The organism is Clostridium sp. (assembly GCF_021443865.1).
GTDB lineage: Bacteria > Bacillota > Clostridia > Clostridiales > Clostridiaceae > Clostridium.
This window is the reverse complement of the sequence record NZ_JABUTB010000015.1, coordinates 42,135-63,324: the sequence shown is the minus strand read 5'-3', so window position 1 is coordinate 63,324 and position 21,190 is coordinate 42,135. Positions and strand designations below refer to the sequence as shown.

The 21,190-nt window shown below is 26.9% G+C and carries 20 protein-coding genes and 1 CRISPR repeat array; of the genes, 2 read left to right on the top strand and 18 right to left on the bottom strand.

What is annotated here, in order from left to right; genetic code table 11:
* The 4 genes from HUJ77_RS04105 to HUJ77_RS04090 all read right to left on the bottom strand — a co-directional run.
* Window positions 1-435: type I restriction-modification system subunit M N-terminal domain-containing protein (locus HUJ77_RS04105; RefSeq protein ID WP_291707305.1), on the bottom strand; the 435-nt coding region annotated here is incomplete at its 3' end.
* 140 nt (window positions 436-575) lie between these two features.
* Window positions 576-800 carry a hypothetical protein gene (locus HUJ77_RS04100; RefSeq protein WP_291707304.1) on the bottom strand — a complete coding sequence of 75 codons (225 nt, stop codon included), beginning with the start codon at window positions 798-800 and terminating at the stop codon, window positions 576-578.
* A 199-nt stretch (window positions 801-999) separates the two neighbouring features.
* Window positions 1,000-1,296 (bottom strand): nucleotidyltransferase domain-containing protein, encoded by a 297-nt coding sequence (locus tag HUJ77_RS04095; protein ID WP_291707303.1) that lies wholly within the window; start codon window positions 1,294-1,296, stop codon window positions 1,000-1,002.
* A gap of 1 nt (window position 1,297) precedes the next feature.
* Window positions 1,298-1,735: an HI0074 family nucleotidyltransferase substrate-binding subunit gene (locus tag HUJ77_RS04090; RefSeq protein WP_291707302.1), complete on the bottom strand. Its 438-nt coding sequence runs from the start codon at window positions 1,733-1,735 to the stop codon at window positions 1,298-1,300.
* 234 nt (window positions 1,736-1,969) lie between these two features.
* Here HUJ77_RS04090 and HUJ77_RS04085 point away from each other — a divergent pair, with 234 nt between their 5' ends.
* Entirely contained in the window at window positions 1,970-2,680 is a 711-nt protein-coding gene (locus HUJ77_RS04085) for a hypothetical protein (RefSeq protein WP_291707301.1), read from the top strand.
* Window positions 2,662-2,838, top strand: coding sequence for a hypothetical protein (locus tag HUJ77_RS04080; RefSeq protein WP_291707300.1), 177 nt, complete (start codon window positions 2,662-2,664; stop codon window positions 2,836-2,838). Before HUJ77_RS04085 ends, HUJ77_RS04080 begins: the two co-directional genes overlap by 19 nt.
* A 57-nt stretch (window positions 2,839-2,895) precedes the next feature.
* Here HUJ77_RS04080 and HUJ77_RS04075 read toward each other — a convergent pair whose 3' ends face one another.
* The 14 genes from HUJ77_RS04075 to HUJ77_RS04010 form a co-directional block, all read right to left on the bottom strand.
* Complete coding sequence (locus HUJ77_RS04075) at window positions 2,896-3,462, bottom strand: DUF4256 domain-containing protein (RefSeq protein ID WP_291707299.1); 567 nt, start codon at window positions 3,460-3,462, stop codon at window positions 2,896-2,898.
* Window positions 3,463-3,902: 440 nt separating this feature from the next.
* The gene (locus tag HUJ77_RS04070) at window positions 3,903-5,117 is read right to left on the bottom strand and encodes an FAD-dependent oxidoreductase (protein ID WP_291707388.1); all 1,215 of its coding nucleotides are present in this window, start codon (window positions 5,115-5,117) and stop codon (window positions 3,903-3,905) included.
* A gap of 206 nt (window positions 5,118-5,323) precedes the next feature.
* A complete protein-coding gene (locus HUJ77_RS04065) occupies window positions 5,324-6,121 on the bottom strand; it encodes a DUF92 domain-containing protein (protein ID WP_291707298.1) in 798 nt (265 codons plus the stop codon).
* A gap of 17 nt (window positions 6,122-6,138) precedes the next feature.
* Window positions 6,139-6,801, bottom strand: coding sequence for a hypothetical protein (locus HUJ77_RS04060; RefSeq protein WP_291707297.1), 663 nt, complete (start codon window positions 6,799-6,801; stop codon window positions 6,139-6,141).
* A 279-nt stretch (window positions 6,802-7,080) separates the two neighbouring features.
* A complete protein-coding gene (locus HUJ77_RS04055; RefSeq protein ID WP_291707296.1) occupies window positions 7,081-9,069 on the bottom strand; it encodes an MFS transporter in 1,989 nt (662 codons plus the stop codon).
* A 20-nt stretch (window positions 9,070-9,089) separates the two neighbouring features.
* On the bottom strand, window positions 9,090-9,500 hold the full coding sequence (locus tag HUJ77_RS04050; RefSeq protein ID WP_291707295.1) for a MarR family transcriptional regulator: 411 nt from the start codon (window positions 9,498-9,500) through the stop codon (window positions 9,090-9,092).
* Window positions 9,501-9,780: 280 nt separating this feature from the next.
* Window positions 9,781-10,392 (bottom strand): glycerol-3-phosphate acyltransferase, encoded by a 612-nt coding sequence (locus tag HUJ77_RS04045; protein ID WP_291707294.1) that lies wholly within the window; start codon window positions 10,390-10,392, stop codon window positions 9,781-9,783.
* A 113-nt stretch (window positions 10,393-10,505) separates the two neighbouring features.
* Complete coding sequence (locus tag HUJ77_RS04040) at window positions 10,506-11,120, bottom strand: SDR family oxidoreductase (protein WP_291707293.1); 615 nt, start codon at window positions 11,118-11,120, stop codon at window positions 10,506-10,508.
* Between the two features lie 235 nt (window positions 11,121-11,355).
* Complete coding sequence (locus HUJ77_RS04035; RefSeq protein ID WP_291707292.1) at window positions 11,356-12,798, bottom strand: aldehyde dehydrogenase family protein; 1,443 nt, start codon at window positions 12,796-12,798, stop codon at window positions 11,356-11,358.
* 390 nt (window positions 12,799-13,188) lie between these two features.
* A CRISPR array of direct repeats spans window positions 13,189-14,280; the repeat unit is 36 nt; unit sequence GTTTTAACACCATATGAAATTACACTACTCTCAAAC.
* A gap of 72 nt (window positions 14,281-14,352) precedes the next feature.
* A complete protein-coding gene (gene csn2, locus HUJ77_RS04030; RefSeq protein ID WP_291707291.1) occupies window positions 14,353-15,030 on the bottom strand; it encodes a type II-A CRISPR-associated protein Csn2 in 678 nt (225 codons plus the stop codon).
* Entirely contained in the window at window positions 15,027-15,332 is a 306-nt protein-coding gene (gene cas2 / locus HUJ77_RS04025; protein ID WP_291707290.1) for a CRISPR-associated endonuclease Cas2, read from the bottom strand. Before cas2 ends, csn2 begins: the two co-directional genes overlap by 4 nt.
* A gap of 4 nt (window positions 15,333-15,336) precedes the next feature.
* Window positions 15,337-16,209, bottom strand: coding sequence for a type II CRISPR-associated endonuclease Cas1 (gene cas1 / locus HUJ77_RS04020; protein WP_291707289.1), 873 nt, complete (start codon window positions 16,207-16,209; stop codon window positions 15,337-15,339).
* On the bottom strand, window positions 16,206-20,261 hold the full coding sequence (cas9, locus tag HUJ77_RS04015) for a type II CRISPR RNA-guided endonuclease Cas9 (RefSeq protein ID WP_291707288.1): 4,056 nt from the start codon (window positions 20,259-20,261) through the stop codon (window positions 16,206-16,208). Before cas9 ends, cas1 begins: the two co-directional genes overlap by 4 nt.
* Before the next feature lie 469 nt (window positions 20,262-20,730).
* Window positions 20,731-21,075, bottom strand: coding sequence for a hypothetical protein (locus tag HUJ77_RS04010; RefSeq protein ID WP_291707287.1), 345 nt, complete (start codon window positions 21,073-21,075; stop codon window positions 20,731-20,733).
* Window positions 21,076-21,190: the final 115 nt, after the last annotated feature.

Here is a 21,190-nt window from a genome sequence, read left to right as displayed (position 1 = left end):
ATCTCCCTTTGTATCTTTATCCTTATCAAACTTAATATTATTAATTCCATCTACTATTTTACTTAACATAAGCGGAGTTGGGATTTTAAATATAGCATCTCCCATATACTTAGCATAAGCTGATTCATTATTTCCATGAAGATTCTTAATAAAAGGAAATACTTCATTTTGAACAATTAAATACATCTTCTCTGGATTACCTTCATTTGAAAACTTACTCCATCTTAAATGTTGTTTATCTTCTGGAAAAGTTCTCTTAAAATCTATTCCTAATATTGAAGCTTCTGCTTCCTTTGTTGTTTCTATTTCATCTAATCCTTTAATAAATAAAAGATATGTAAATTGCTCTATAACTTCTAATGGATTAGTTATTCCCCCAGTCCAAAAGGTTTCCCAAATTTTATCTACCTTACTTTTTAATTCCCCTGTTATCATGTCTATTTATCCTCCTAATTAGTATCTATTCTAATTTTACTATTGTTTATATCTTTTTACTATTTCTTTTAACTTATTTATTATTATTTACATATCAAAGAACTCTTCTCCATGTATCTTATGAGAAGAGTTCAAATTACTTAATTATTTTCACTTATACTATTACGCATAAGCTCCTTAATTTCTCTTTTATAGCTTTCATTACTACTATGATTAAATCTCTTTTTATATTGGCTTAATTCGGTGCTTAATTCTTTTCCTGTTAGTTCTCTAATAAATGTATCTGGATTAACTAAATTATTTTTGTAAAGTTTAGCTAAATTAATAATTGTTTTTAAAACATGTTTTTTATCTAATTGTGTCATAGATTCCCCCACATAAAAAATGGAGCATCTGTACTTAGCACATATACTCCAAATAAACTGATTTTTCTGTTGTCTGCCAACGATATGAGTTAAATCATACAAAGCTTTAGGTTTTTCTGTTGCCTACCAACGACGTGCAATTAAGTCACGTAAATCTTTCAGATTTTTCAGGTGTCAGTACACCATAAATATATTTTTATTATATTATACTGTTATTATAAATTTCCATACCATATTTCTCTATTTGTTGTTTTATTTCATCATTCATACTATCTAAAAAAACTAAATCTACAGAATATATTCCTACAATCTCATCTAATTCTTCTGCTATAGTTCCCTTGTATTTTTTATCACATAAGATACCTAAATCTATATCTGAATTATATCTATAGTCTCCCTTTGCTCTTGATCCAAATAAAACTACTTTTTGTATATATTTATTATTGTTAAAATATGAAATTAAGTTTTTATATATCTTCTCTTCTATTCCATACATATTATAATTTCTCCACTGATATTTTATTTAAAAGTTCTTCTATAGCATCTATATATCTTTCAATTATATTATTTTTTATTTCTTCATAATCCTCTTCATTATATATATGAGCTGTTGAATTCCTTGCAAGTAATATATCATTCCAAACAATAATGTCTTCTATTAATCCTTCTTTAAATGCATGTTTATAACATCCTCTAGGGCTATTTATATCTATTCCATCAGCTTTAAATATTTTGGATAATAGCTTCCATGTTAAATCTTCTAAGGTTTCATACTTTTTTATTATGGAATCTCTATATACTTCTAAAGTTATCTCATCTGCATTTTCTAACTTTCTATAGTTTTCTCTTATATTTTTTAGATGCGTAAGCATTCGATATGTGTAATTATAAGTGAGTCTAATGGATTCATCATACTTATCTAATATACCACTCATTTAATCACTCCTAATTTTAAATAAATTTTATAATTATAAATCTTTTTAGCTCCTCAGAGTTCAACCTCTTATACCTATGCCACTTTATAGTAATTATTATACCATCTATTAATAAAAATATATATTCATCTAAACATAACTATTAATTATTTTTAAATTTTTCTCAATTTAAGTTAAAACTGGGTACTTATTTTATGACAGGGTAATTAAGAAATATTTTGGGAGGTAATAAATATGAAGTATTCATTTTTAGGATATTCAGTTAAAAAAATTATGAAGTTTGATTTAGATGTGAAGGATTTAGCTATCCTTAGGTATTTTGATGATTTTATGGAAAGTGGAAAGATGAATTATGAAGTTATAGAGGGAGTTAAATATTATTGGATAAGCTATAAGAATATTGAAGATGAGCTTCCATTCTTAAGTTTAAGAAAAAGATCTATTATGATGAGAATGCTTAAGCTAAGAGATTTAGGAATTTTAGCTCATTATACTAAAAAGGAAGGTGGCACCTTTTCTTATTATGCCTTAGGGGAAAAGTATAAGGAGTTATTATATATTAATGATAATAATGATGATTACAGAAACAATAATACAAATGAAGAAAATAATATAAATATCATTCAAGATAATAGTGCTAATAAGAACACTATTATTAATGATTCCTTTAATAGAGTTGTTACTAATAATGAAGTGGCTGTACAAAATACTGAAGAAGAATATGATAATTTTGCTGATTTTGAAGACATGCAACATAAAAATGAAGAACCTCTATATGTAAATATGAATAGAGGTTGTTCAGAGAAATGTTCAACAAATACCCATCTATTAAATAATTCATCTACTAAATTAAACAATATATATAATAATATAAAAGAAAAAGTAAGTAGTATTATAAATTATTTAAATTTAAAAGCTGGATCTATGTGTTTGAAATTTATTTAAATCAAAATATCCCTACTACTTCAAAGACTATTAGCAGTAATTCATATGATCCTAAAAATAATTATAAAAACAATAAAAGTCTTAGATTCCATAACTTTAAAGGCCGTGACTGTGATTATGATGCCCTAGAAAGCAAGAACTGCAAGTATGAATTTTAAAGATGAAGCTGGTAAAAAGCACACAGTTGCTGTTAAAGATACCACTGAAGTCAAAGTTTAAACTCTTAATGATCCACGGAATCCTCTTGAAGAATAATAGGAATCTGCTCCATTATGATAAGTAAAGACTGTATCATAACGACAATCACAAAAAATTGCGCCACCCTTGCTTCTAATATTATTGGGTGTTTTTACCCAACTTGATGTTTTAATATCGAAAGTTCCAAGCTTCTGTAATTCTCTATACTCTTCTTCTGTTAAAATTTCAATTCCCATATCTGTTGCCATATCAATTGCAGTGCCTTGTGGTTTATTTTGTTTTCTTTTCTCTAATGCTTCACCATCATAACAAAGGCTTCTACGACCTTTAGGACTTTCTGCTGAACAATCATAAAATATATACTCATAAGTATCCTTATCATACCCTACAACATCCGGTTCTCCACCGGTTATTTCCATTTCGTTTAGAGACCATAACTTTTCAGTGTTATTTTGTAATTTTTCTTGTACTTTATCCCATTGAATATCTTTATGTAAATTTATATTTTTATTAAAACGCTCTTTTAAGATTTCAAGTATTTCTTTTTCTTCTTTAGATGACAGGCTTTTTGATTTACCTTCCATATTAAAATCTCCTTATATAGACTATTTGATTTTATCAGAATTAAGAAAAAACTTTGATTATCAAACTTATTTTATTAATTGTATCAAATACATTTTATCCAGTCAATATAATATATATTTAATTTACTATAATTATTTCTTTCATACTCTCCATCTTTTAATTCTAATGGAATCATCTTTGCCATATAATTCGCTCCTTATAATTTACAATTAATGTGTATTTTAATTATACATATCTTTACAATTAAATATATTATTTAATTACTATTTCATATATTAAATAGCAATTACTAATATAGACTAAATAAAAAAGAGCTAAACATTACTATGCTTAACTCATCAATTGTACCTATTCTATAGTAAACTTCTTCTAATGTCCTAATTCCTTCAAACTCTTCTATTTTGTCTAATTTAGAATTATTTTATGTAGTATTTTTTATTTAAGAATCAAATCTATCTACTTTAAATAGCTCTAGGTTTTCATTTCCTTCGCCTAAATATAGTTTGCTTAACATCATTCCACCTAAAATAGAAAATAGAATTCCATTTGCCCCATATCCTAAGCAATACCATAGCTTTTTGTTATTAGGATCTTTTCCTAGAAAACCTAAGTTATCTTGAGTTGATGCAAAAGCACCACAATATTTATATTCTATTTCTATATTTAAACTAGGAAATAAATTTTTTAGTCTTTGTTCTAATTTTTCATAACTCTTATTACATAATTCTTCATTAAATATATCTGGTAGAAAATTAATATCTTCTCCGCCAATTATTAATCTGTTATCTCCTGTTGTTCTAAAGTAATTGTATGGATTTTCATTATCTCTAATAACAGTATTTTTATAAATTTCTTCTATATTGCTTATTGGCTTAGTTGCAATATTAAAGGCTGTAGTCTTAACTCCAAAATTTCTATTAGTAAAAAGTTTTGTATTATAGCCAGTAGCTACAATAATAATTTTGCCTTTAACTTTATGACCATAAACTGTTTCTGCTATAACTCCCTCTTCATTATATTCAAGCTTTACTACTTCAGTATTTTCATATACTTTTAATCCCTTTTTAGTACCTTCATCAATTAAAGCATGAGTATATCTATATGGATCAAACTGTGCTCCTCCACATTTACTAAGAATACCAGCCTTTACATCTAAAGAAAAAGGATTATTATTCTCATCAATAAATTCAACATCTAACCCGCCTTCTTTTCTAATCTTATATTCCTCTTCCATTTCCTTTATTTCTAATTTCTTTGAAGTATATAAAAAGCTATCTACTCTTTTAAAATCACAGGTATTCCCATGTTCTTCTATAAACTCCTGAATTTCATCCAATGCCTTTAATCCTAATTTATATGATTGAATAATATTCTCTATAGTTGTATATGGCTTAAGATACATAGCATTACTATCAAGTTCATATTGAAGTAGAGAAGTTGTTATACTAGTACTTCCATGACCTATTCTTGACTTTTCTAAAATAACTGAATTAATATTATTCTTACTAAAATAATATCCTACAATAGCTCCTGTAACTCCTCCACCTATTATTATTACATCTGTATTTATATCTTCTGTTAAGTAACTATACTGCTTAGGTACTTTATTAACTTTAGTGAAAATGCAATCTCCTTGCACATATTGAGTATTTATAATAATCGCCTACCTTCTTATAAATCTTTAATCCAAACATTATTATTTTTTATATTTTGCCTTTATTTATACATTAGTAGGATTATTATTCTTATTTGCCTTTTAATAATTTTATTGATTAAAAGAAATAAGGTGCTGTAGCAAACTTTAAATTTATTGTGCTACAACACCTACATTATTAAATAGTTTTTAACTTTTAATTATTTTCAAACTATAATAAGAACCACTAATGTTGAAAGTAAATTACTAGTTAGATTTACTACATCATTATTTACAAAAAAAAGACCTTTAATAAGCTTATTTGGTTTATTCTTATATTCTCTTTTTTCTGTAATAATATTTGATGACTCACAATAGTATTGTGCTTGTACTGAGGCTCCCAATATACTATCAATTATTGAGCCTACAAAGCCTACAAAAAGACAAATTATAGAATATATAAAACTTTGTCTTATATCTTTATATGTATTTACTGAAACTATAAAATATATTGAAGATATAAATAAAGCTCCTAAAAAGGCAGAGGCTGTACCTAATATACTTATACCTCCAGACATTCCTTGTTTTATTGGCTTTAGATTTAATATGTTTATAGTTTTTTTCTTGCTTAATACACCTATTTCTGAAGCCCAAGTATCTGCTGTAGCTTCAGCAAAGGATACTGCATAAGATAATAAAAATATAGGGTTAGAATTAAGATAATATAAAAATGCAAATATAAGCCCTACTCCTCCATTGGCAAAAACCTGCACATAATCACGATTTCCACTTTTCTCATTTAACTTTTCAAAATCCTTTTTATTATATTTTTTAAATTTTGTTAAAATACTTGAAGATACAAAAAACATAATCATTATAATTGAAAAGCCTAATCCCCCAAAAAAGTATATTCCAGTTCCTAGTGCTATGGCTGCTAAACATCCACTCCTGCTTAATGATGCTTTTTTATATGCTAAAAAAGCTATTATAAAGGATAATATTAGCCCTACTAAAAAATCCATCATATAAGTTCCTCCTAATCTTATAGTAATATAAGTAAGTAATAGAATAATGAAGTACCTAATGGCACTGTTAGATTATCTAAGCCATAAGGAGATAATGCCTCTAGCCCTGTACTTACTATAGCTATTATTAGACTATATAAAAATACATTTGTTCCACTAAAAATGTAAAGTATAATTACAGAAACTACAAAGGAAAATATAAACATTGCCAAGCTTCCTTCAAGACTTCTCTTATTCCCTAACACTTCAAATGTATGCTTACCATATTTTACTCCTATTACAGCAGCAAGTCCATCTCCATATCCCATTATTAATATTCCTAATGCACCTATATATGAATATTCAATATTTCTAAAGGTTATAAGAGCTAATATTAATAAAGATACTGCAAAATATACAGTTCCTAAATCATTTTTAGATCCATCTCTCTCCATAGCCTTAAAAACTTGTTTCTTATATGATATATAATTTATAATTACAAAAAGAGCTGGTACAATAGCAGCGTATATATTATTATCAAAGAAAATCATAGCAATAATCCACCAATTGGATACTCCTATATGAATAAATTTTCTACTACCCTCATTAGATAATAAATTGAATTTAGTTAATGATGATGAGGCTCCAATTATTAAAAACACAAATAAAATGGATATAATAATGCCCATAAGATTATTCAAAATACCACCTCCTTAATTAAGTATTTAATGAATTTCAATGAAATTTACATGATATAACAAACTTTTTATACCTTTATTCATATTAATTTTCATCTATTTTAGTTTCATACTCCAAAAGCCCTATAAAATTATTATTAACTATATAAAGTAATTATTACAAGACTAATAATAAAGAATTTCACAATTTCATATAATATTATTAAAAGTTTGCTAATATCTCAAAAAGATTTTAGCAAACTTTATTTTTTATAGCTATTTAATATATCCTCTGTAATTTAACTAAATTAATTTTTTATTATTTTCCTTATATAGCATTAAAACAATTAAAGCTAATATTGAAGCAATAGCAACTGTTGAATATACTTGTTTAAAACCATTATTTAATGTATCTTGGAATTCAGTTTCAATTGCTGATCTATTATTTTCAATTTCAGTTAAATAATTTGTTTTTCCAGTTTCAAAAGCACCTGGAACTGCTTCTTTTAATGCTTTCATCTTTTCTAAAGTATCTTCCATTTGCACTTTTCCAGCATTCATCTTATCTATTGTTGCCTTCATAGTTGGGATAGGTGGCATTTTATTTATTGCTTCTGTTAATTGTGTTACAGAATCATTAATCCCAGTAATTCCAGAATCAATACCACCATTTATCTTAGCAATTACTGAAGGTGTCATTTGTGAGAACATATACTCTGCCATCTTCTCTGTATTATCAGTAATTGTTGTAACATCAGAAGATTGTAACATTTCAATAATTTCTTCTGGTAATTGGAAGTTATCACTCTTACTATTCATATCAAATTTTATTGTTTCCATTGAAGCTAAATCTGGTATGTCTATTCCCTTAAGCTTTTCTGCCATAGAAGGATTTTCTTTTAATTCATCTAATTGTGTTGTAAGTTCCTCTGCATATGGAAGCTTAGGAACATGTACTTCATTTGGAATAAGAGTCATTATATTATCTTGTACTGACATTCCAGCATGAGAAATAAATCCTATCATTATTGCAGGGGCAACGGCAGTTCCAATAGAACGAATTAATGAAACAGCTGCTAGTGCTGAATTTGCCTCTTCAACTCTAGTATTATCTAACATCATATAGTTTATTGGAGTTCCCATAGTAAATCCAATTCCTGTTCCTAATAATATTAAACATAATACTACAGAAAATAAACTTGGGTTTGCTGCAGCATAAAATACAATATATAAAGAGCCTAATATAGAAGCAATAAAACCAGTACCTAACACTACTTTAGCTCCATATTTATCAATTAATTTACCTGAGAATGGAGCGCCTATTCCTGCAAATACTCCTAAAATAATAACGAAATATCCTCCACTGCCTGTAGTTATCTTTAATGAGTTTTCTGCAAATTGAGGAACAAAAATCATACCCATAATAATAATTCCAGTAATGAAAGCTATAAAAAATGTAATTATAATCTTAACGTTTTTAAAGTAAGAAATATTTATTACAGGGTCTTCTGCTTTCTTTTCTATTGCTATAAATATTGGAAGTAATACTATAAATACAATTAAGTAAGGATATACAGAAGTACTTAAAAATGTATCTTGAAAGTTAAAGTAATCAATATTTTTAAGTCCATATAAAATTGAAAGTACCATTAAAGTTAATGTTGTAATTCCAAAATAATCAATCCTTTTAACGTCTGCTATTTTTGTGTTAGGAAGAGTTATAATACCTGCTACTATTATAAATATTGTTATTGGGACATTAATATAAAATATAAATTGCCAGTTGTGTTGACCAAAGATGTCAATAATTGCACTACCTGCAGATGCTCCAAAAATATTAGCAATTCCGTAGACACCTCCTACCATTCCAAGAGCAAATCCTCTTTTTTCTTTAGGGAAAGTTGTCCCAAACTCAGCAGTGGCAACTGGAACAATTCCACCTCCACCAATAGCTTGAACAACTCTTGAAATTAGTAATATAGAAAAGCTACCTAGATTTTGTGATAATCCACAGAATAAAGATCCAATACCAAATAAAGATATGCTTATTAAATATATATACTTTCTTCCAAACTTATCAGCTAATTTTCCCATAATAGGAATACTTGCTGCATATGCAAGGGTATAAATTGTAATCATCCAAATTCCAGTATTGTCATTTACCATTAAGTCATTTTGTATTATAGTTCTTGCAGGGGTTACGATTCCCGTATCAATAGCCCCCATAAATATACCTAATAGATATACAACCATAATTAATCCAAAATTCATTTTTTTGTCTTTTACCTTCATAAACTATGCTCCTCTCTTATTTATTCCATATAATTAGTAATATTTTTTGCCATTTTACCTATAATCTTTCTAAAATAATCCTTTTCTTCTTCACTGATTCCTTCAAATAAAATTTTATTCCATTCATCAAATACAGTTCTTATATTATCTATAATAGATGCACCTTTTTCTGTAAGGGAAATAATGTTTTCTCTTTTGTTATAAGGATTTTGTTCTCTCATTATAAAGGCTTTTTCTTCAAGTTTATTTAAAGTCTTAGCTACCATACCTTTATCAATCATAAACTTTTTTGAAATAGTGTCTTGGTTTACATTATCATTCTTTGATAGAAATAAAAGTGTCATTTGTTCCCCAAAAGTTAGGTCAAATTCTTTTAATCTTTTTTCGGTAAAGTTTCGGCAATACCTTAATATAACTGATAAGTTATCCATTCTCACCCTCCATCCCATTCATTTTTCCTTTTATTGTTGTCATTTGCAATAGTTGTCTAATACCACAATTAATGATAATACTTAATTTTATATATTACAATAGCTATTTATCTAAATAAATTTTTTATTTTATTGATAAAATAGGAACCTTTTTTCTATTTATAATTTTATTTATTTTTACTAAAACTTATATTTATTAACTAAAAAAGAGCTAAGCAATTACCTTGCTTAGCTACTCTTTATTACATTAAAATATTCTATTTTTATTTATTAATTATTTTTATTTCAATCTATTATCGCCTCTATTAGCACTTCTTAATCCAACCTCTGTACCATTTCTAAGTCTTGCAATATTATCACGATGTTTAAATATCATGACAATTGTTCCTATAAGCAAAATACCAAAAGCTATAAAACTCTTATTAGAAAATCCCATATAAATTGGTATAACAACTATACTTGTAAAAGTTGCAGTTACAACATAATCAGTAATTATAGTTAAAAGTGCACATAAAATAATTAATCCAACAGCAAATTTCCAATCTAATGCAAGAGTCATCCCCATATAAGAAGCAAAGCCTTTGCCCCCTCTAAACTTTAAATAGAATGGGAAAATATGACCGATAACACATGCTATTCCTGCTACTTCTCCTACATAAGGTAAGTTAACAAAGAACTTTTGTGCTAATAAAACAACTATATATGCTTTTAAAGTATCATGTACAGCTACTATAATCCCAGCTTTCCATCCCATTAAAAGAAGGGTATTAGATGCCCCTAAATTTCCAGTTCCATTCTTAGATACATTAATATTATTTATCTTACCTAAATAATAAGACATACTAGAACTTCCAATTAAATAACCCATTAATATTATTATAAGATATCTCATTAAATTCTCTTACTCCTCACAACAAATCCTTATTCATCTCTTTTCTATTTTTTTAGTTAAAATCCCATAACACCATAGTCTTAATTAAATTTATAATTATAATTTATTTATAATTAATAAGCTAATCCTATGCTTTTACCAATATACTTGTCTTCTTCTATTACCTTTAATAGAAAATCAGCTACATCGGCACGAGAAATACTTTTACCTTTAACAGGCACTTCATCTTCTGCTTCTCTATATAATCCTGTAAATTTACCATCTGTTAAAGACATTGGTCTTGCTAAAGTATAATGAACAGTTCCTTCTTTTAATACCTCATAAGCTCCTGCATGATCCTTTAATGGATTTTTTAGCATTAAACTTATAATTTTTCCTATTATTCCTTTTAGCTCACCATGTACACCAGCTGAAGAAACTTGTGCTATTCTCTTAACTCCTGTTTCATTCATGGCATCTACTATATTCTTTGTAATATCAGTAATAGTTGTTGATGGTTTATTTCCTGGTCCTCCTATACAATTAATAACTGCATCATGAAGAGCCATAGCATTTTTTACATCCTGGTATTTAGTTGCTTGTCCAACTACTACATGTAAGTTCTCTGATTGTATCTTTATAGTTTCTGGATTCCTTACAAAAGCTGTTACTTCCATTCCCTTACCTAAAGCTTGTTCAATTACTTTTTGTCCTGTTCCACCATTAGCTCCAAAAACAATAATTTTCATTTTCTATCACCTTCCTTTATTTTATATATATTTTAAATACTAATTTTAAATCCTAATTAGTTATTGTTATCTTATAATAATTATATAAAAAACACCCTATAGAGTAAACCTTTTTCGAAAGTCTTCTCTTATAAGGTAATCTTTAGACTGAAAGTCCCTAAATATTGCTTCCTTAGATTTAAGAGTAAAAGAAAAAAGAGCCAAGCAATTATCTTGCCCAGCTCCCTCTATTTATCTAGAAAAATTTACGTTCCTTAACTTGGACACTAATCCATCTATCAGTAGTAAATTTATTAATTACCCATTCACCATTAAAACGTCCAAGTCCAGAAGCCTTTTCACCACCAAACATAACGTGTGGCTCGTCATTAATGGATTGGTCATTAACATGAACCATACCTGACTTAATTTGTTTTGCTACTTCCATTCCGTGGTAAAGATCCTTTGTAAATACTGAACCACTTAATCCATAGATAGTATCATTAGCAATATCAATAGCCTCTTCTTCACTTTTAGTTCTTATAACAGATATAACTGGACCAAATACTTCGTTGCAAGCAGTAGGCATATTATTTGTAACATCTGTTAAAATCCATGGATGAACTACTGAGCCTTCTGTCTTTCCTTCTAATGCAACCTTGGCACCTTGCTTAATAGTTTCTTCTACATAGTTTTCAATTTTTTCAATTTGAGAAGAATTTATAATTGGTCCGATAAACACTTCTGGATCAGATGGATTACCAACCTTTAAGCTCTTCACTTTTTTAACTAATGCATCTACGAAATCATCATGTATTTCATCTGGAACTAGAATTCTATTAAGAGCCATACAAACTTGTCCTTGGTGGAATAATGCACCAAAGACAGCTGCATTTACAGCTTTATCAATATCAACATCTTTAAGTACAACCATTGCATTATTACCACCTAATTCTAATGACACATCTTTTAAATGGTATCCAGCAACTTCTCCAACATGTCTACCAACTTCAGTAGAACCAGTGAATGAAATTAAGCTTGGTATTGGGTTAGATACAATACTATCCCCAATTTCTGAACCTTTTCCTACAACTACATTAATGACACCTTTAGGGAATCCAGCTTTATCAAAGAAATCTGCAATCATTAAGCTAGATGCTGGTGTATCTGAAGCTGGCTTTAAAACTACAGTATTACCAAGTGCAATAGCAGGAATTACAGAACGCATTGCTAAAACTAAAGGAACATTCCAAGGTGCTATCACACCAATAACCCCTTTTGGTTCTTTAATAATATGATTCTCTTTGCCAGGTATATTAGAAGGAAGCATAGTACCTTTCATTCTTTCAGGATAACTCATAGCTAACTTGATTATTGAAATACTAGTAAAGAATTCAAAATCACATTTTGCTAAGGAACTTCCACCTTCATCCCTTATTACATCATAAACAGTATCTTTTTCTTCTTCAAAAACTTTTACTAAAGCTTCTAAGTATTTTATTCTCTCAGAAGGAGATGTAGATCTCCAAAGTTTTGATGCTTCGTAAGCCGCTTCATAAGCATCATTAACATCTTGTTCATTAGCTGACTTATAAGTATATAGCACTTCATTAGTATATGGATTTCTATTCTCTAAAGTAGATGAACTGCTACCACTTCTCCACTCTCCATTTATGTATTGTTTTGTGTATTTTTTCATAAAAACCCTCCCTTTGAATATAAAAATTATATTAATCTTTTATCTATAAGTAGTAATTAAGCTGTCATATTTTATTTGTATATAATAATTATATCATATAATTATTATAATTAATAATCATTATTATAAACTAATTACTATAAAAGACTTAACATTAATTTATTTCTAAAATATATTTTAAAATTAAGCTCCTTTTTAACAAAAAAAATAAATCCCAGACTTTGAAAGTCTAGGATTTAAGGTAAAATATTTTTTATGTAACTAAAAAATCTTACACAAAAATTATACTTTAAATCAAAAAAAGTTTTATTAACTATAAATAAGAGAAAATCAAGTATCCCAAAGTAATATGCTGAAAATTATGTTGTATGTTTATATGATAGGTGAATTGTTTTAACACCATATGAAATTACACTACTCTCAAACAAGAACTGACTATCTGTAAGCTTAATATCTGTTTTAACACCATATGAAATTACACTACTCTCAAACAACTGAATTAAAGATATGGATAAATAAATAGTTTTAACACCATATGAAATTACACTACTCTCAAACCTTAAGGAATATAATAACTCATTTTCAAAAGTTTTAACACCATATGAAATTACACTACTCTCAAACATTAATAAAGAGCTTATGATAAGACGAATTGTTTTAACACCATATGAAATTACACTACTCTCAAACATAGGAGTTGTTAATATATGATAACAAAGCGTTTTAACACCATATGAAATTACACTACTCTCAAACGGCTTTTAATAGCTTACTAGTGTACTTTATGTTTTAACACCATATGAAATTACACTACTCTCAAACTTAAAATATTTACAGTTCTATCTAGATAATGTTTTAACACCATATGAAATTACACTACTCTCAAACTTATTAACCCTTATATCAAGTAATTGTTTAGTTTTAACACCATATGAAATTACACTACTCTCAAACACTCCAATTACTGTTTTGTTATCATCTATTGTTTTAACACCATATGAAATTACACTACTCTCAAACAGCATAGAAGATATTGAAAAAATAAAAGATGTTTTAACACCATATGAAATTACACTACTCTCAAACTTGCCTAGAGAACATAAAAGCTTATCTATTGTTTTAACACCATATGAAATTACACTACTCTCAAACTCATCGTTTGCTATAAAATTAAATTCCTCAGTTTTAACACCATATGAAATTACACTACTCTCAAACACATGCTTTCATTTAATTGAATAAGTGAACGTTTTAACACCATATGAAATTACACTACTCTCAAACCCTAATACCAGTTTATTTCGCTATATTCTTGTTTTAACACCATATGAAATTACACTACTCTCAAACTTATGGTTACTGCTGAAATGTTAGCACCTAGTTTTAACACCATATGAAATTACACTACTCTCAAACAAATAAAAAAGGGCATATGCCCTTTTTTTCGTTTTAACACCATATGAAATTACACTACTCTCAAACCCCAAATAAGATTCTCTTCGAATAAACATACCACTACTATATGGGTAATTTCATATGGATATAATTATAAATTTAACTTTTAATTACACACCCATCTTTATCTATTATATATCTTTCTTCTAGAACTTCCAATGTATCTGGAACTTTACATTCCAAAAGTAACAAATGATATTTTTTATAAAATGCCTGTTCATACAAGTATTTTAATTTTTCTTGAGTATAAAATGAATGTACATTAACTAATATAAACACTTTAGTTCCCAAAATACTACTATGCAGATTCATATAATCAATTATTTTCTCTAATGAATTTGTAGATTCTATATTGAATTTCAAATTCATAAGTTTTAAAAACTCTTTTATTTCTATTTCATCATCATATTCTAAATTATAATCAAAATCTTCTATAAGATAGTCTACTACTTCACTAACTTTAGGATATAATTCTGTCCACCTTATATATAAATCTGTTTTAGTTGTATTATTTTTTATATCATCATATAGCTTTCCTAATATTCTCTTATTATTTATGTCAATATTAAAAGGATTTAATATAATTTCACTATATCTTTTAATTTCAATTGGGGTATTGTTCTTAGATAATACCCATTGCCCTTCATTACCAATAATCTGATTGTGTAACTCATTTATCATACTTTCAAATATATCTGGAGATTCAATTATTATATTTATTACCTTACTTTCTGAAAGTTCAATTTGAAAGAAAAAATCTGGGTGAACTAATTTCATAATATCACTATCCTTTCATCAGTATCTAATACATCTGATGAATAATCACCAACTATAAGCTCCATTTTAGAAAACTGCTTTTCTGTTAATGTTAATATTTGAACTAAACCTTTTTTAGGCTTATTCTTTTTAATATTTTTTATAATCGCTTCTGAAACTGTTGTATTTAATGCAAGTTTACAATATATAGACTCTTGCATCATTAAAAATCCACTTTTAACTAAGTATTTTCTGAACCTTGTATATTCTCTTAAATCTTCTGAAAGAGTTACAGGTAAATCAAACATTACAATTATTCTCATATATCTATAACTCATTCCTATAAAACCTTATAAGTGAAACATCATTTTCATTTATTGCTTCAAATACACTTCTACAATAAATTTTTATTGCATTATTGATATAATTCTTCTTTCCATCAATAAATACTTCTTCATTTAATAAATTTACAAGGCTAATCTTTTCTTCGTGTTCGAACTTCTGTGGATTCATTTTATATACACATCTATCTACTAATATTCTAAATGGCTCCATTAAATCAGAACCTAAATTAAATTGATTAAACATGTTATCATGAAATAAACCAATTTGTGTTATATAACCATTAGCTGTGATTTCTCTATTAAAAGCTGATAGTAAAATACTGTATCCATAATTTAAAGCTGAATTTATTGGATGTTCTAATGTTCTTGAAAAATCCATTCCAAATACAGCATTAAAATATACCTTTGCAGCATGACCTTCTCTATTAGTTATATCCCCTATATGAATATCAACTATATATTCTTCTAAAAGATTTGCTTCACTCTTGTTTAAGTCCTCCATAAAAATCTTTTGATTTCTAATCTTTTCTGTTACAATCTCTGTCCATACAAATGCTTTTAATTGACTAGACCACTCCATCTGCTTTTTTACCTTTAAACTTGTATCGTGGCTTCCATAATATCCAATTAGTTCGGAAGATGGATTCCTCTTCTCATCACAAAATATTACTTTTATTTTTCTTTTAGTCAGTTCGCATAGTAAGTAGGATGTAAGTGATACTGATGTTGATTCTATAAGTAGTAACGAAACTTCACTTAAATGAATTTTAGTAATTTCATTTTGTCTAACTATAATATAATCCATTTTATAATCCAACTTAGCACTATTAGAAATTACTACAACTCTCCAACTCAAATCTTAAGCAGGTCTACTTCCTGCTTGAATAAACCAGTTATAGATTGATTAATTAATTTAACTGATTCATTATTTGTAATAGTTTTATTAATTTGCATCTTACCTGCTATAGTTGCACCACCTATTAATTTTAAATTTGCAGTAATAGGTTTACATCTCATTAAATTTAATATTTCATTTAATGTAATACATTGTTCTTCTAATGATAATTTCATAAATACCTTTCTTCCATCTTCTAGCTTTTTAACTTGGCTACCAGGTCTATATTTATAAATTGTTTCCTTTTGTTTTTCTAAGAATAAATCATATATTTTTAGATTTTCTTCACAAGTAATTCCTTCTGCATCAGATATTTTAAGTAATACCTTTTTATCTACTCTTTCAGTATTTCTATTAATATATTTTTCAATTCTTTTTAAGTATATCTGCTCATTATATGGAATGCATAATTGTACTGCACATTGTAGAATTAATTGTGTCCCAGTACTACCTCTTAAATTCATTAGAAATTTATTCACTACAATAAGTGAATCCTTTTTTATTTTAGGTATTAATATCTTTGGATTTTTCAAATTATATACTTCTGCTAAATACTCTTCATGTTTATTTCTATTGCACTCTAGTTCTTTTACCTTATGCAAATGAACTGCTTCTATTGATCTAATCTTTTCACCCTTTTTACCAATAGATTCTACTAATGAAAAATATGCTGGTGTTAAGCTCTTATACCCACCATACTTATTTACATCCATACCTTTCTTTATCGGAACTGTTGCATTTTGATCTGCACCTACTATTTGTAAATTAAATAATTGTCCTTTATTCGTAGTAGCATATCTTGTATATTGAATATCATTTTTTCTAAATTGCTTTTTAATAATCTCTATAGTTCCTTCATTTCCTTTTTTCCAAATAACTTTATCATCTTTAACTAAATCAAAATTAAACATTTGATTTAAACTATAATTTTTTTTGTGCCTATTATTTTTTAACCATATTAGAGGATTGCTAGTAAACTTTTCATGATATACATTTCCAACAACTATATTTAAATATGCATCTTTCGCATGATGTAAATCATTTAAACTTCTTACCTTTACAGCATCTAAGGTTTTATGTCTAAAATCAGATACAGATTTTGCTTTTACATAAACTACTTCTGAGTCTTTATATAAACTTTTAAACAAGTTTGCTACAACCTTAGTTGATTGTCTTGTTTCTACTAGTTGCCTATTTATGAATCTAGCTAACTCTTCATCAGTTAAAGGAGTTTTTCTCATTAACCTGTTGTATTTTTCTTCTGAAATGAAGCCTTTTCTTCTAAGTTCTTTCCAGAATTTCTTCATTTTATTTTGAATCTCAATTGATATTACATCATTATTTTTAGTTGCATTTATAGTTTTTTTAACCAAGACTAAATTATCTAAACTATCATCCTTTGTTAAGGATTGAGGATATATATGATCTCTATCATATATTGTTGTATCTGATAGCTCTGAAAGTGCTATGGAATCCCCTGAATACATACAGCGCCCCATTTGAGTGTAATATAAATAAAGTTTAATGCTTCTAAAATCACTATCTGTTTTTATTTCTAGTTCAGTTTTCCAGTCTCGTTCTTCATCTTTACATTTAGAATATAGTTCTATTAATTGAGTTTTTCTTGATTGTGTTCTATTTGACTCTTGATGCTCTCTTGCAACTTCAACAAATATTTTTTTAGGCTCTTTTCCCATTATTTTTTTGATTTCTTCTGCAATTTGTATTACTTGCCAAACTGCTCTTTTTATCTTAGGCGAAATATATAAATCATTAACTATTGAATCATAAGAAATTTCTTTTATTTCTATATTTATATTGTTGTTTATTTTATCTATTTCACTCATAAAAGTATATCTTTGACTTAAAAGTTGCATTAAGTTTTCATTTGTTTTTCTTAAGGCTTGAAGAATTGTAAAACACTCACCTGTTTGAGTATCAATACCTTCTACTTCCATTAAAAATTCCCTTGAAAAAGCTCCCCAACCATCGTATTTTAATTTAACAAGCTTCTTTAACTTATTATCATCAATTTTTGTTTTATCATAGTTCTTCCTAATAACTCTTTTAAGCATTGGAATATCTGCTCTGTATAAACTTATATAAAGGATTAAATTCTCAACCATTGCTCTATCTTCAATTGTATTTATTGCTCTTTCAAAAACATTTTCCATTTCAATATAAGATTTTAATGAGCTCTTAAAATCTTTATCAAATCCTGTTAATTCCTCTTTTTCAAACCTATATCCCTCTGATTTCAAAAAGTCAGATACCATTTTTGCAGTGACTCTTTTATTAGTCTTAAATATCTTTTCAAATAAATCGTACTTTAAATCAATTGGTAAATATTCGCCTTTAACTTTAATATTATTTATTTCATTCCATACCTCGTATTCACTATAAATTAATGAACATTTAGGCAATACATCCTTACCAACTAAATAAGTACACTTATTGGTCATTCTTCTTATAAATAAATTAGCTGATTCATCTATATCAACTTTTTTATCAAAATTCCAAGGTGTTATTTTCCCCTCTTCTTTTCTAACCATCCAAGCATTTCTACCATGATAAGTATTTATTGGTCCTACATAGTAAGGAATTTTAAATTCTAATAAACTTAATATTTTATCTGAAACTGATATACCGTCATTATCTTTATCTGATAGAAATGTTAAATATTTATTTGCATGTTCAAGTATTTTTTTTAGTTCCATATAGTTTACCTGGTATGGAATTACACCATTACTTTTTGTAACTTGAAGTGGCATAAATGAATTACTTGCTAATCTTTCCTCTATTATATATATATCTTCATTTTCACCATTAACTTCTTTAATTTTCTTAATTATGCTACTTACATTTTTATAGAAGTCCTCTTTAGAACACTTTTTAAGTGATTTTTTCTTATTGTTTTTCTCCATAAAACCTATATATGAAGAATAGTTATCTTTTTCACCTTTTTTGAAAAATTTAACATATACATCTTTATCATACGCTTTTATTACTTTTTTTAACAATGCAAGGTCTTCTTTATGTTCCTCAAAAACCCTCACCTTAGCTGATGATAAAAACATGTTTTTTTCATTATTATCACATTTTAAAATATCTACTAATATAGCCCAATCATAAATGCTTTTTATCACATCTAATGTATTACACCTATCTTGTAAATCATCCTCTAAAATTATTCTTAGATTATCATATGAACCTTCTTCAAATGATATACTAGGCTTTTCAATATCATCTAATTTATCATCATTAAATACATCAACTAACTTTACTTTAGAACCAGAAATTAAACCTATAATTGCTTTTAATTGCTTATCTGATTTAGAGCAATTTAATAAAGTTGCTATTTTATTATTTTTATCTTTTTTAGTTAAACTTTTATTTTTTATAACTTGCTCTAATTCTTTTTTATAATTACATAATAGCTCTATATTTAACTCTTCATTTAAACATTCCTTAAAGTTTTCAAATGCTGTATCAAATGACATTGTATTTTCTATTGAACCTGTAAAAAGAAAATGTCCTCTATTTTTTAGAATATGATGTATTGCTAAATAAACCAATCTTACATCAAACTCTCTATCCCCTTCTAATAATGCTTTTCTTAAATGATATATGGTTTTAAACTCTTTATAAAATTGATCATCTGTATATCCATTATCATTAAATAAAGAATACTTTTCATCAAAGCTCTTGTCTTCTTTAAATAAAGCACTTTCATTCAATCTTTGGTAAAACCCCATATCAACTTTAGAAATTTCCTCAGCAAATAACTCCTGGAGTAATTCTAACCTCCATCTTCTACGTTTAACTCTTCTACTATTGCCTCTAAATACTCTTCTATCCTCTGCTGTACTAGCTTCATCAAATAATCTACTACCCCACATAGATTTACCATTAAACTTTAGCACTTTATATTCATCATTTGTAACTGCATAACCAACAGATTCAGTACCAATATCTAAACCTAAAAAATAATCATCCTTTATACCCTTTCCCATAAAAACACTCCCTTTTGCAAAAAACTATTGACTTTCCATAAATTAACTATTATTATAAAAGTATCTCAATTGTTTAACACCATATGAGATTACACTACGAGTTCAAATAAAAATTTATTCAAATCGTCTTCGGACCTCCACTGTGTGGAACACAAACTTGCATACGCAAGTTTTTTTATTTACATAAAATGTAAATATGTAATTACATTATATATTTACTTACATATTTTAACAACATTTATTTTAATTTTGCTCTTATTTTTTATAAATTAATCATTTTAATTACAGGTTTATATCTTACTCCAAACTTATACTCTTAATATAAATTTCTTAATAGTTCTAATAGGTTCTCCTTCATAAATATGTTTAAGCAATATTTATTTCCCTATAATTTTCATCATAAATTACAACTACAAAAAAGAGCCAAGCAATTATCTTGCCTAGCTCCTCTATTTATTTTACTTTAGCTTTATTCAAGTTCTATATTTCTTATTTTATTATAAAACTCCTCTGAAACTTCAATTTCTTCTAAATTAATCTTATCTGGATTTGTTGTTAAAGGAAATTCCATTATCCAAATGTTTCCCTCAATTAATATTGGTTCTGTAATTGAACTACTTGGATCTTTCTCATTTACCTCTTCAAGCTCTTTAAATTTTGTAAGAACTAGAATTCTTCTGCAGTATTCTTCTGTTTCAGTAAATATATTAAAAAAACTATTATAATTTTCAAAGAAGCTAGTTGATGTTACAACTTTTAAATTCAATCCTAATTCCTTTGCAATATCACTTATCTTAATTAATTTTTCTTTCATCTTATTATCCTCTTTAAATTATTACATTAAATATACTTATTTTTTGACTTTACTTCTATATTCATAATTAAACTCATAATATTTTAACTATTTAATTATATCATATTTATTATTT

What these genes read in the sequence shown, in the direction of transcription:
- HUJ77_RS04100 (WP_291707304.1), bottom strand. Translation starts at nt 800, where the DNA reads ATGACACAATTAGATAAAAAACATGTTTTAAAAACAATTATTAATTTA.
- HUJ77_RS04090 (WP_291707302.1), bottom strand. Translation starts at nt 1,735, where the DNA reads ATGAGTGGTATATTAGATAAGTATGATGAATCCATTAGACTCACTTAT.
- HUJ77_RS04040 (WP_291707293.1), bottom strand. Translation starts at nt 11,120, where the DNA reads ATGAAAATTATTGTTTTTGGAGCTAATGGTGGAACAGGACAAAAAGTA.
- HUJ77_RS04065 (WP_291707298.1), bottom strand. Translation starts at nt 6,121, where the DNA reads ATGATGGATTTTTTAGTAGGGCTAATATTATCCTTTATAATAGCTTTT.
- cas2 (WP_291707290.1), bottom strand. Translation starts at nt 15,332, where the DNA reads ATGAGAATAATTGTAATGTTTGATTTACCTGTAACTCTTTCAGAAGAT.
- HUJ77_RS04010 (WP_291707287.1), bottom strand. Translation starts at nt 21,075, where the DNA reads ATGAAAGAAAAATTAATTAAGATAAGTGATATTGCAAAGGAATTAGGA.
- HUJ77_RS04045 (WP_291707294.1), bottom strand. Translation starts at nt 10,392, where the DNA reads ATGAGATATCTTATAATAATATTAATGGGTTATTTAATTGGAAGTTCT.
- HUJ77_RS04095 (WP_291707303.1), bottom strand. Translation starts at nt 1,296, where the DNA reads ATGTATGGAATAGAAGAGAAGATATATAAAAACTTAATTTCATATTTT.
- HUJ77_RS04075 (WP_291707299.1), bottom strand. Translation starts at nt 3,462, where the DNA reads ATGGAAGGTAAATCAAAAAGCCTGTCATCTAAAGAAGAAAAAGAAATA.
- HUJ77_RS04050 (WP_291707295.1), bottom strand. Translation starts at nt 9,500, where the DNA reads ATGGATAACTTATCAGTTATATTAAGGTATTGCCGAAACTTTACCGAA.
- csn2 (WP_291707291.1), bottom strand. Translation starts at nt 15,030, where the DNA reads ATGAAATTAGTTCACCCAGATTTTTTCTTTCAAATTGAACTTTCAGAA.
- cas9 (WP_291707288.1), bottom strand. Translation starts at nt 20,261, where the DNA reads ATGGGAAAGGGTATAAAGGATGATTATTTTTTAGGTTTAGATATTGGT.
- HUJ77_RS04035 (WP_291707292.1), bottom strand. Translation starts at nt 12,798, where the DNA reads ATGAAAAAATACACAAAACAATACATAAATGGAGAGTGGAGAAGTGGT.
- HUJ77_RS04085 (WP_291707301.1), top strand. Translation starts at nt 1,970, where the DNA reads ATGAAGTATTCATTTTTAGGATATTCAGTTAAAAAAATTATGAAGTTT.
- HUJ77_RS04055 (WP_291707296.1), bottom strand. Translation starts at nt 9,069, where the DNA reads ATGAAGGTAAAAGACAAAAAAATGAATTTTGGATTAATTATGGTTGTA.